The following is an 11,349-nucleotide window of genomic DNA, read 5'->3' as shown; positions in this document are numbered from 1 at the left end:
CTTGTTTAGTTAGAGACGTTTGCGAATTAGCCGATAGTATAATATTTAATTAATACCGAATATTTATTATACATATATGCATAATGTTTATAAAAATTGACTTTAACCCCCTCTTTCACGTTAAAATGCGAAGATGTGCTTAAAACAAGATTTCAGAACTTTAAAAATCTAAAAATCAGAATAGATATCTTAATAGGAGATACATAGATGGCAGATAAAAAAGCCACAGTCCATATTGATGGGCTAGATCCAATCGAACTTCCAATTTATCAAGGCACTGCTGGCCAAGATGTGATCGACGTACGTACGTTAGGTTCACACGGCCACTTTACTTATGACCCAGGTTTCATGTCGACTGGCTCTTGTGAATCTGCAATCACCTACATTGATGGTGGTAAAGGTGTATTACTTCACCGTGGTTACCCAATTGAGCAATTAGCTGAAGACTCTAACTACATCGAGCTTTGTTACTTACTATTAAACGGTGAGTTACCAACTAAAGAGCAATACGATGCATTTGCAAAAGAAATCACGCATAACACCATGCTTGATGAGAAAATTGCTAACTTTTTCCAAGGTTTCCGCTTCGATGCTCACCCAATGGCAATGCTATGTGGTGTAGTAGGCGCATTATCTTCTTTTTACCACGAAGATCTTGATATTACTGATGCAAGCCAACGTAAAACAAGCGCTATTAAACTTGTCGCTAAATTACCGACTATTGCAGCTATGGCGTACAAAACAAACATTGGTCAACCGTTTGTTTACCCACGTAACGATTTAAGCTACGCAGAAAACTTCTTACACATGATGTTCTCTGTACCGGCTGAAGAATACAAAGTTAACCCTGTGACAGCTAAAGCAATGGATAAAATCTTCATGCTTCATGCTGATCATGAGCAAAACGCTTCAACGTCAACAGTACGTTTAGCAGGTTCTTCAGGCGCTAACCCATATGCATGTATTGCAGCGGGTATCGCATCTCTTTGGGGCCCTGCTCACGGCGGTGCTAACGAAGCATGTTTAAACATGTTAGAAGAGATTGGTTCTGTTGATCGTATTGATGAGTACGTAGCAAAAGCAAAAGATAAGTCTGATCCGTTCCGTCTTATGGGCTTTGGTCACCGTGTTTACAAAAACTTCGACCCACGCGCTACAGTAATGCGTCAAACGTGTCACGAAGTATTAGAAGAGCTTAACATTCAAGATCCGCTTCTTGATATTGCAATGAAGCTTGAACAAATTGCCCTTGAAGACCCATACTTTGTAGAGAAGAAACTTTACCCTAACGTTGATTTCTACTCAGGTATTATCTTAAAAGCTATTGGTATTCCAACAAGCATGTTTACTGTAATTTTTGCAATGGCACGTACTGTTGGTTGGATCACTCACTGGGATGAGATGCTATCTCAACCTGGTCATAAGATCAGCCGCCCTCGTCAAATGTATACTGGTTACACTCAACGTGACTTCGTATCAACTGACAAGCGCTAAGCTTAGTTAGTTAAAAAAAGGCCGCTTTTGCGGCCTTTTTTGTGCGCTTTGCTTGTCAATTTTATGAAACCGATTACAATTCCTGCCTAAATTTATAGATGTTGAATAGCCATGCCTTCTCAAGAGTTTGATATAACAAAAATCCGCAACGACTTCCCTACGTTAAACCAAACCCTTAATGGCAACCCTTTAGTTTATTTAGACTCTGGCGCAACCTCGCAAAAACCACAAAGCGTTATTGATGCAACCACTCGTTTTTATAATTTAGGCAACGCAAACGTTCACAGAGGCCGCCATACTTTAAGCGAGCGCGCTACAGAACAATATGAAGATGCAAGATTAAAAACAGCGGATTACTTTAACGTAAATGCTAAAGAAATCGTCTGGACTAAAGGCGCAACAGAGGCGCTAAATTTACTTGCTCATGGCCTACAAAGGCAAATTACTGGTGAAGATACGGTATTAATTACACCCCTTGAGCACCACGCTAATATTGTACCTTGGCAGGTATTAACGCAAAATACCGGGGCTACGTTATCTGCACTCCCCCTTGAGCAAAACGCGATGTTTAATATAGCGCGCTGTATAGACATGATCACGCACACTAAAGCAAAGGTACTGTGTATCAGCCAAGCGTCTAACGCATTAGGTAATATTACCAATTTAGCCCCATTAGTAGCTGCAGCGAAAGCAGTCGGCACGTTAGTTGTTGTTGATGGCGCACAAGGAGCCATGCATTTACGCCCTAATTTAAAGCAGCTTGGATGCGATTTTTATGTATTCTCAGCGCATAAAATGCTTGGCCCTACGGGTGTAGGGGGCTTATATGGTCGCTATGAATTACTTAATGCGCTTACCCCGTATCAAACGGGTGGTGAGATGATAGATACTGTAACGCTTGAAAAAAGCACCTACAGAGACGCTCCTGCTAAATTTGAGACCGGCACCCCAAATATAGCCGGCGTCATTGGCTTTAGTGCAGCAATTGATTATTTATCAGCCCTAAACATACAACAGTTACAGCACCATGAACAGGCTATTTTTAATTATGCAGCCACTCAGTTGAGTAAAATAGACGGTATTACTATTTATAGCGACCTGAACAATAATATTGGCACCCTTAGTTTTAATTATAAAAGTGAACACCCCTACGATTTGGCAACTTTGCTTGACGGATTTGGTATTGCAGTGCGCAGTGGACAGCATTGTACGCAACCATTAATGCACCATTTAGGGGTAAAAGGCACTGTTCGAGCAAGCTTTGCATTTTATAATACCCATCAAGATGTTGATAATTTCATCAATGCCTTGAAAGAATCGATTGAATTATTAGACTAATTTAGGATAACTCATGACAAATACGTTTAAAAACGTAGTAAAACCTATACAGCAGGCGCAATCTTGGCAGCAAAAATATCGCGAAATAATGCTTCTAGGCAAAACACTCCCCGCTTTAGCCGATGTACTTAAAACCGATGACGCACTGGTGCCAGGATGTGAGAGCAAAGTGTGGATGTTTATGGAGTTTGACGATAGCGAGAATCGTTTAGTGGTTATTGGCGACTCAGACACCCGTATTGTAAAAGGCTTATTAGCGATAATTTTAGCGCTTTATAATGGCCTAACACCTGAAGAAGTCGTGAATATTAATGCGTATGACGAATTTGAAAAGTTAGGCTTAATTAAACACCTTAGTGCATCTCGAGGGAACGGAATAAAAGCCATGGTCGAGGCAATTCATAGCATGGCAACTAACAAGCTCAATTAAACTATTGAGCTTGTTGTAAACGTTGTTTTTTATCTAAATATTTACGTACCGCTTTAGCCGCTACAAAAAAGCCAAAACTTCCGGTGATCATAGTTACCGAGCCAAACCCGTTATTACAATCCATATTCATTGTACCATCAGCATTTTGTTTAGCATGGCATACACTGCCATCACTGCCTGGGTAAACAAGTTGCTCAGTTGAGTACACACAATCAATATTAAATTTGCGTTTAGGGTTGTTACTAAAATTATATTGTTTGCGTAAAATATAACGCACTTTAGCAAGTAGCGGATCTTGCGTGGTTTTAGCCACATCACCAAATGTTATTTGGCTAGGATCAGTTTGCCCACCCGCGCCACCAGTAGTAATAATAGGCATTTTATTGCGCTTACAATGAGCAATAAGCGCTGCTTTTTCTTTAACTGCATCAATACAGTCAATGACGTAATCAAAACCTTGAATATGCTCACGAATATTTTCAAGAGTAATAAAGTCATCTATCACAGTTACTTTACACTCTGGGTTTATCAGTTCGCAGCGACTTTTCATTGCATCTACTTTGGCTTGGCCAATACTGCCGCTAAGTGCATGAATTTGCCTATTTACGTTCGTCGCGCAAATATCATCTAAATCAATTAAAGTGATTTTACCCACGCCTGTACGTGCTAAAGCTTCGGCGGCCCAACTTCCTACACCGCCTATTCCCACTACACAAAAATGGGCTTGTTGTAGCCAGTCAAATTGTTGGTTACCGTATAGGCGTTTGATCCCGCCAAAACGAATATCTGTTACTTTTTCGCTCATTACCAATCCAGTTGCCATGGCGATTGCCATGCTTGAAATTCTTGATGATTAATTAATTGCTGGTACTCATTACCCGTAGTAGGTAGCAAAGAGCAATTAATTTGCTCCCCATGCCATAAAAAACTTAACGCATAAGCATGAAGATACGCCCGCTCAGCTGCGGTGCCACTATAAAGTGTATCGCCTAAAATTGGCGACCCTAAACTTTTTAATGCCACTCTAAGTTGGTGGGTCCTACCCGAATACGGCTTTAAAATATACGCTCTAAACCCCGGCTTATAACTAAAAGAATAAAAGCGGGTAATAGCCGGGTTTTGCAGGGTCGGTAAAAGCTTAAACATGCCCCTGCGAGACTTAGCCATATCACCTTTTATCCACCCTTGCTTTTTTTTAGGTTTAGCATTGCTTATCGCTAAATAAAACTTGTTTATTGCGTGCTCAGTAAAAAGAGACGTAAATTTAGCAGCGGCTTCTTTATTGCGACTAAGAATAATAAGGCCAGATGTCACTTTATCAAGGCGGTGAACAGCAAATAATTTTTCGCCAGTTTGCTGCTCAGCTAATACCACAAACCCTTTTTCACCTTCTGAGTGAAAATTAAGCCCCGCTGGTTTTTCAAATATATAAAAATCAGCGTGACTAAACACTATGGGTAATTCACTTTTAACCATTATTAGGCTTGCTTAGCTTTTAGGTAGGCAATCACTTTTTCTAAATCCTCGGCCGTATCAACCCCAGCATGTGGTGTTACTTTGGCCTGCTCAATTTTAATAGCGTAACCATGGTACAGCACCCTAAGTTGCTCTAGCGACTCAAGTACTTCAAGTGGCGATACACTTAGCTCAATATACTGCTTAATGAAGCCCGCACGATAAGCATATATACCCACATGGCGCTGAAAAGGCGTTATATCTAACACACTGTCGTTATTTAACATTGCGCTTCTGTCAAACGGAATACTGGCACGTGAAAAATACAACGCATTTTTATTAATATCACTAACAACCTTCACGGCATTAGGATTAAACACTTCGTCTTGCTCTTGAATGGCTACACTTAATGTTGCCATTGGCGCGCTTGAATTATTTAGTAAAGTGGCAACTTGCGATACGTTTTCGCTGGCAAGTAATGGCTCATCGCCTTGTACATTTACCACCAGGGTTTCTGCGTCTAGCTTAAGTAGGTCAACAACCTCTGCTAAACGTTCAGTACCCGATTGATGATCTTCTCGCGTCATCAGCACATCGTTTGTGAACAATTTAACAGCATCAAAAACTTTTTGATGATCGGTTGCAATAACCACTTTACTTGCACCTGACAAACACGCTTTTTCATACACGTGTTGAATCATAGGTTTACCGCATATGTCAGCTAATGGTTTGCCAGGCAAACGGGTAGACGCGTAACGTGCAGGTATAACAACTACGAATTCCACTTATCAACCTCATCTTGAGATAGCTCACGCGCCTCATTTTCTAAAAGTACCGGTATATCATCGCGTACTGGGTATGCAAGTTTAGCTGCAGTACTAATAAGTTCTGCATTTTCTTTATCAAAACGAAGCTTTCCTTTGCACACAGGACAAGCAATTATTTCAAGTAATTTTGTATCAAAGGCCATTGAGGATCCCTTTTTGTTTTAATAATAAATCTAATTTATGTATTACAGCGTCAGTAGGTTTTGCATTTACGGGTAGGTAGTACCAAGTATCTTTTGCAAAGTCTCTACATTTTACTGCATCTTTTTCTGTCATTAATACGTTATCATCATTAAATTGAGTAAAATCAGCCATGCTATAAGCATAGTGATCTCTATAATGATGAGTCGAAAGCAGCTGAATATTTTGCCCCTTTAATGAATCTTCAAAACGTTGTGGATTACCAATGGCACTTACCGCATGGCCTTTTTCAATGGTTTTATTAACAGGGGTATTGTTAGCAACGTGTTTAAGTGCACCTGTTTGCAAAAAGTAGCTAAGGGATGCATCTCCCCCGTTTTCAATCACTAAATCAACGCTATTTAATCTGTTTGTGGTTTCGCGTAATGGCCCTGCAGGCATAACAAAGCCATTACCAAATCGCCTTTGGCTATCAACAATGCAGCACTCTATATCGCGCGCCATTTTATAATGCTGCATACCATCATCTGAGATTATGACATCCACACAAAATTGCTGCTCTAATAATGTAATGTTGGCTTTTCTATCGGGTCCGACAACAAGCGGACATTTTAAGCGATTAAATAAAAGTATTGGCTCATCACCAGCTTGTGCACTTGTTACGCCGCGCTCTACCACCAGCGGGTAGCTGTTGGCTTTACCGCCGTAACCTCGGCTGATAATGCCCACTTTTAGGCCTTGCTCTGACAAGTATTCGTAAAGCCATAACACAAATGGCGTTTTGCCATTCCCACCTACACTTATATTGCCCACCACAATCACTTTAGATTTAGTTTTAAAAGGCGTGGCAAAGCCAACCTTAAAAAACCATTTCCTAATGCTTGAAATTAACCAAAAAAGCGCAGCTAATGGCAGTAAAAGTAGCGTTATAAAACTAAATGGTTTATACCAGCTTTGCTCTATTTTACTCACCCGTGCTCACCAAACTGCATTTTACATAGAGCTGAATAAGTACCATCTTTAGCTAATAAACTTTGATGATCGCCACTTTCAATCACCCGACCACCATCAATAACGTATATTTTGTCGCTGTTCTCAATGGTTGAAAGACGATGGGCAATGACTATAGACGTTTTGTCTTGCATTAGGGTATCGAGAGCTTGCTGAATTAGTTTTTCAGACTCTGTGTCTAAGGCTGAAGTTGCTTCATCTAAAATTAAAATAGGTGCATCTTTTAATATAGCGCGCGCAATTGCTATACGTTGACGTTGACCACCAGAGAGCATCACCCCGTTTTCACCGACCATGGTATTGAGCTGCTCAGGTAGGTCTTTGACAAATTCCCAAACGTGGGCTTGTTTAACCACCTCTTCTAGTTGCTGCGGTGTTATTTCGCGGCTTATGCCATAACAAATATTATTAGCAATTGTGTCGTTAAATAACACAACTTGCTGAGATACTAAGGCAAACTGGCGGCGTAAATCGGCCAGTTTATATTTCTCAAGCGCAACGCCATCTAATAAAATTTCACTTGGTGCTTCTAAATCATAATAACGCGGTAATAAATTAGAAATAGTCGATTTACCAGAGCCTGAACGCCCTACAAGCGCGATGCTTTCACCGGCTTTTATACTTATTGATAGGTTATTTAAAACAGCTTCATCTTTAGTTGGGTATTTAAAGGTAACGTTTTTAACCTCAATTTCGCCCTTCACTTTATCTACGCTGTAAGTCCCTTTGTCTTTTTCAATTTCTTCATCTAAAACTAAAAAAATACTTTGCGCTGCAGAAATACCGCGCTGCATATCACTGTTCACGTTTGCTAATTGTTTAAGCGGGCGTAAAAGCATCATCATAGAAGAGATGAGTACCATAAAATCGCCTGAGCTGATCGTATCTATCATTGAAGGCATAGATACAACCCACAAAATAACAGCCATTGCACTTGCTGCAAGCACTTGAATTACCGATACGCTTAACGCTTTAGTGGCATCCATTTTTATACGTTGCTGGCGATTATGATTATTGATTTTTGAAAACTGATCGATTTCTTGTTTTTGCCCACCAAAGCCATGAATAACTTTGTGTCCACTTAGCATTTGCTCAGAGCTACGGGTGACCTGCCCCATTGCAGACTGTATATTTTTTGAAATATGGCGAAAGCGTTTAGACACAAACGTTACAATAATTGCCACTAATGGGATGATCACTAAAAAAATCAGCGAAAGCTGCCAGCTGGTATAAAACATAAGGGCAAGTAGAAAAACGACAAAAGCGCCTTCTCTTACAACAATTAACAGTGCTTTGGTGATTGCTTGCTGAACTTGTTCTGTATCAAAAGTAATTTTTGAAATTAAATCACCTGTTGAGTTTTTATCATGAAACGAAACAGGCAAATGTAATATGTGTTCAAATAACTGCTGGCGTAACGAACGAACTACTTGCGAGCCTACATAGCTTAGGCAATACGAAGACATAAAATTAAACAGGCCACGCCCTATTACCAGCGCAATTACAACAAAAGGGGCATAAGCTAGCACTTCGTTATTACGTTGGTTTAGACCTTCATCAATAAAGGGTTTCATTAATTGAATAAATAAAGCATCCATACCCGAATAGCCGATCATTCCAATAATAGCGACGAAGGCAACGCTTTTATAATCACCAACGTAAGAAATCAACCGTTTATAAATTTGTGTAGTACTTTGACTCATATTACTCTCGTTATACAATTACAGCCCTTATTGTATCCTTCAAACCGTTAAAACTAAACGTCAATCTTCTATAAACCAATAACTTTCGTGTTTGCGCGCCGTTGTCACTTTAAAGCTATCTTGATAAATACTTACCGTAATTTGCCCATCACGTGCCGTAACATATTGTTTAGCATTTATAGCTTTGTAGCGCGAAACCACTTTTTCACTGGGAAATTGCCATTGGCCTTGAAAAGCTGTTGAGTGAATAACCGTATGCGGATTTACATGGTTGATAAATTCCGTGCTTGAAGACGTATCGCTGCCATGATGAGGGCTTAAAATCACATCGGCTTGTAATGAGTGAGTTTTAATAAGGCTCAGCTCACGTGCTTTAGAAATATCACCCGTTAATAACATAGTAAGTTGGGGTGATTTGATTAAAAGCACACACGAATTATCGTTTTCGTTATTAAATGTGCTATCAGCAAAGCTGCTAATGCGCAATCCATTAAAGTTATAATCTAAAGACATACACTGTGTGGTTGTGCCGTGTGGGTGAAAACGCTTAAAACTTTCACCAAATCCTGCATTAATAAAATGTGCTGCGCCCCCTGCATGGTCGTTGTCTTGATGGCTTATTATTGCATCACTGACGGTTAAGTTATGTGTTTTCAAATAAGGAATTAACACACTGTATGTACGGCTAAAACGGTTAAAATAACTCGGGCCAAAATCGTAAACCAGCGCTTGATTGTCTTTTTCGAGTAACGTCATTAATCCGTGCCCAACATCAAACACATGCAATTGCCAAAGAGGTTTTGGTAAATACAGATAATCTATTAATGTAACGCATAGAGGAATGAGTGCTAAACGTTTAAAGGGACTAAACCAAGCGATTAATATGCATAGATAAGCTGCAACTAAGTACAATGTACGCGGTTTAGCTATATCTAACCATCTGTAATGCCAAGGGATTGCATCCATATACTTAAACAATGTTATAAGTACACTATCGAATAATAAAATGACGGGCGTTATATCTACCACAGCACTTATGATCGTAAATAGCAGCAAAAGTGGCATGATTGCCACGCTTAATAATGGAATTGCCAATAAATTAATAACCAACCCAGCAATACTTACCCCATTAAAATAAATAAGGGTAATGGGCAAAAGCCCAATAAATAAAGCAAGCTGAATAATACACAGCGCTATAAACACGCTAAGCCAATTATATTTAGTTTTAGGAAGGTGCTTTATAACAAGGAAAATAATTGCAACCGCAATAAAAGAAAAATATAAACCTGGGTTTAAAACATTAAAAGGATTGATGAGTAATACAGCGACTAAAGCATATAGAATGCTTCGCCAGCGCAGTGGCTGTTTGGCAATAAAGTAAAGACCTAACACGCAACTTAACATAATAAATGCGCGAGTCGCTGAGAGTAAAAATTCACTTAAATAAACATATATAAATGCCGCTAACCATCCGATAAAACAATAAATAATAGTTAAATTAATAGACTGCAATATATTAATTTTCAAAATGTATGCTGTGTACTTACTCAGTAAATAAAAACAGCTGAATATAAGCCCTATGTGCAACCCTGAAATGGCTAATAAATGGCTGAGCCCTAAACTTTGCATTGTTTGTTTATTTTCAAACGACATCAGTGATTTATCACCACTAAGCAATGCATAATAAAGCCAGTTAAGCGTTGTTTTTTGATAAGTGTGTTTTAAAAACGACCTGTATTTATAAATTATTGAAGGTGAAGCCGCGTTAGTAATGCGCAATTGCTTATTAAGTACTTTGCCTTTAAATAGTATGCGTTGTTTAAAGGCATGCACATTATTATCAAACACACCGATATTTTTAATTGTTCTGAATTTTTTCAGCGCTATTGTTGCCTCAAAAGTATCGCCCTGCTTAATAAGCTGTGCAGAATCGACACTTAACATGGCTTTAGGTGCTTTAAATTTGTGTATTTCATCCCCATTTAACTTTAATAACGTTGCTTTTATATACTGTGGTTGCTTTGCAGAGATAACGTCATCAACAAGAATTGTGGCAGGGTAAGCATAGTTATTTTCATCATTTGGCAATGTATAGCTATAAAACAGGTAAAAGTGCACAACAATGCAGCAAATAGCTAAAATAAACCCTAACAAAACATTCAAAAACGGCTTAAAATAGGCGCTCGCAATAAGGACAGATATTGTGATGACTGTAAATTCATGGGTTTGATAATAAAATACGGTTGAAATACAACCTATTACAAATCCAAGACTAATCCACACTGAAGTAAATGGTTGCTTGAAATGCCTAAGAAAACGATCCAACGATTTTTACCTGATCCTAATAAAATTAGGCATCATAAAACACTTAGAATATTCGGCCGCCTATTACAAGACGCCAACCTATGGCATTTAAACAGGCGCTCTGCAAGGGGCGCATTTGCAGTTGGTTTATTTTTTGCGTTCATCCCTGTTCCTTTTCAAATGGTTTTAGCCGCTGCGGCAGCTATTGTATTTAGAGTTAACTTACCTATTTCTGTTGCATTGGTATGGCTTACCAACCCACTGACTATGCCGCCAATATTTTACGGCTCATACCTTGTAGGTACGCTTGTTTTAAATCAACCAGAGCAGCATTTTGCATTTGAAGCCAGTTGGGCATGGTTCTTAGAAAGCCTTTCTACCATCGGTCCTGCATTTTTAATTGGCTCACTGGTGTGCGCTTCTGTTGCCGCTATTATTGCTTATTTAGGTATTGATATTATTTGGCGACGCTCTGTGCGCAAAGCCTGGTTAGCGCGAAATACTAATACGTAATAAAGCCAACTATTAAAGTACTCAAATAGAATGACTTAATGAAGCAAATTGAGATAACTAATTAACGCCAAGCACTTTATTATAGACGAAAAAAAACCAACTTTTATACGTTGGTTTTTTTATGAAAAGCGTT

General features: G+C 39.1%; 11 protein-coding genes. 4 read left to right on the top strand and 7 right to left on the bottom strand.

Features of this window, described 5'->3' with window-relative positions:
- The first annotated feature begins 207 nt into the window (after positions 1-207).
- The 3 genes from PSI06_RS01635 to PSI06_RS01625 all read left to right on the top strand — a co-directional run bounded on the left by PSI06_RS01635 (position 208) and on the right by PSI06_RS01625 (position 3,262).
- Positions 208-1,494 (top strand): citrate synthase, encoded by a 1,287-nt coding sequence (locus tag PSI06_RS01635; RefSeq protein ID WP_004586686.1) that lies wholly within the window; start codon positions 208-210, stop codon positions 1,492-1,494.
- Positions 1,495-1,605: 111 nt separating this feature from the next.
- Positions 1,606-2,832, top strand: a complete 1,227-nt coding sequence (locus tag PSI06_RS01630; RefSeq protein ID WP_273602626.1) for an aminotransferase class V-fold PLP-dependent enzyme — start codon at positions 1,606-1,608, stop codon at positions 2,830-2,832.
- Between the two features lie 13 nt (positions 2,833-2,845).
- Positions 2,846-3,262, top strand: coding sequence for a SufE family protein (locus PSI06_RS01625; protein ID WP_096739576.1), 417 nt, complete (start codon positions 2,846-2,848; stop codon positions 3,260-3,262).
- 1 nt (position 3,263) lies between these two features.
- Here the strand turns inward: PSI06_RS01625 and tcdA are convergent, their stop codons facing one another.
- From tcdA to PSI06_RS01590, 7 genes are read right to left on the bottom strand one after another with little or no spacing between them, the layout of a single operon-like run.
- Entirely contained in the window at positions 3,264-4,067 is an 804-nt protein-coding gene (gene tcdA / locus PSI06_RS01620) for a tRNA cyclic N6-threonylcarbamoyladenosine(37) synthase TcdA (protein ID WP_004586689.1), read from the bottom strand.
- Positions 4,067-4,738 (bottom strand): TIGR01621 family pseudouridine synthase, encoded by a 672-nt coding sequence (locus PSI06_RS01615; protein WP_273602627.1) that lies wholly within the window; start codon positions 4,736-4,738, stop codon positions 4,067-4,069. The genes tcdA and PSI06_RS01615 overlap by 1 nt, the downstream gene beginning before the upstream one ends.
- 2 nt (positions 4,739-4,740) lie before the next feature.
- Complete coding sequence (gene kdsB / locus PSI06_RS01610) at positions 4,741-5,502, bottom strand: 3-deoxy-manno-octulosonate cytidylyltransferase (RefSeq protein WP_273602628.1); 762 nt, start codon at positions 5,500-5,502, stop codon at positions 4,741-4,743.
- Positions 5,490-5,687 (bottom strand): Trm112 family protein, encoded by a 198-nt coding sequence (locus tag PSI06_RS01605; RefSeq protein ID WP_004586692.1) that lies wholly within the window; start codon positions 5,685-5,687, stop codon positions 5,490-5,492. Before PSI06_RS01605 ends, kdsB begins: the two co-directional genes overlap by 13 nt.
- On the bottom strand, positions 5,677-6,657 hold the full coding sequence (gene lpxK, locus PSI06_RS01600) for a tetraacyldisaccharide 4'-kinase (protein WP_273602629.1): 981 nt from the start codon (positions 6,655-6,657) through the stop codon (positions 5,677-5,679). Before lpxK ends, PSI06_RS01605 begins: the two co-directional genes overlap by 11 nt.
- Positions 6,654-8,399, bottom strand: a complete 1,746-nt coding sequence (gene msbA, locus PSI06_RS01595; protein WP_064387341.1) for a lipid A export permease/ATP-binding protein MsbA — start codon at positions 8,397-8,399, stop codon at positions 6,654-6,656. The genes lpxK and msbA overlap by 4 nt, the downstream gene beginning before the upstream one ends.
- A 60-nt stretch (positions 8,400-8,459) precedes the next feature.
- Positions 8,460-10,724: a DNA internalization-related competence protein ComEC/Rec2 gene (locus tag PSI06_RS01590; RefSeq protein ID WP_273602630.1), complete on the bottom strand. Its 2,265-nt coding sequence runs from the start codon at positions 10,722-10,724 to the stop codon at positions 8,460-8,462.
- Between PSI06_RS01590 and PSI06_RS01585 the strand changes: the two genes are divergently transcribed.
- The gene (locus PSI06_RS01585; protein WP_024033538.1) at positions 10,704-11,216 is read left to right on the top strand and encodes a DUF2062 domain-containing protein; all 513 of its coding nucleotides are present in this window, start codon (positions 10,704-10,706) and stop codon (positions 11,214-11,216) included. The genes PSI06_RS01590 and PSI06_RS01585 overlap by 21 nt on opposite strands.
- Positions 11,217-11,349 lie beyond the last annotated feature (133 nt).

The sequence above is a fragment of the Pseudoalteromonas sp. GABNS16E genome (assembly GCF_028598715.1).
GTDB classification, from domain to species: domain Bacteria; phylum Pseudomonadota; class Gammaproteobacteria; order Enterobacterales; family Alteromonadaceae; genus Pseudoalteromonas; species Pseudoalteromonas atlantica.
The sequence above is the reverse complement of the archived record's forward strand: the minus strand, read 5'-3'. Positions and strand labels throughout refer to the sequence as shown.

Bases quoted from the DNA above. Each gene is read 5' to 3' on its own strand.
- PSI06_RS01635 (WP_004586686.1), top strand. From the start codon at position 208: ATGGCAGATAAAAAAGCCACAGTCCATATTGATGGGCTAGATCCAATC.
- PSI06_RS01630 (WP_273602626.1), top strand. From the start codon at position 1,606: ATGCCTTCTCAAGAGTTTGATATAACAAAAATCCGCAACGACTTCCCT.
- PSI06_RS01625 (WP_096739576.1), top strand. From the start codon at position 2,846: ATGACAAATACGTTTAAAAACGTAGTAAAACCTATACAGCAGGCGCAA.
- tcdA (WP_004586689.1), bottom strand. From the start codon at position 4,067: ATGAGCGAAAAAGTAACAGATATTCGTTTTGGCGGGATCAAACGCCTA.
- PSI06_RS01615 (WP_273602627.1), bottom strand. From the start codon at position 4,738: ATGGTTAAAAGTGAATTACCCATAGTGTTTAGTCACGCTGATTTTTAT.
- PSI06_RS01605 (WP_004586692.1), bottom strand. From the start codon at position 5,687: ATGGCCTTTGATACAAAATTACTTGAAATAATTGCTTGTCCTGTGTGC.
- msbA (WP_064387341.1), bottom strand. From the start codon at position 8,399: ATGAGTCAAAGTACTACACAAATTTATAAACGGTTGATTTCTTACGTT.
- PSI06_RS01585 (WP_024033538.1), top strand. From the start codon at position 10,704: ATGCCTAAGAAAACGATCCAACGATTTTTACCTGATCCTAATAAAATT.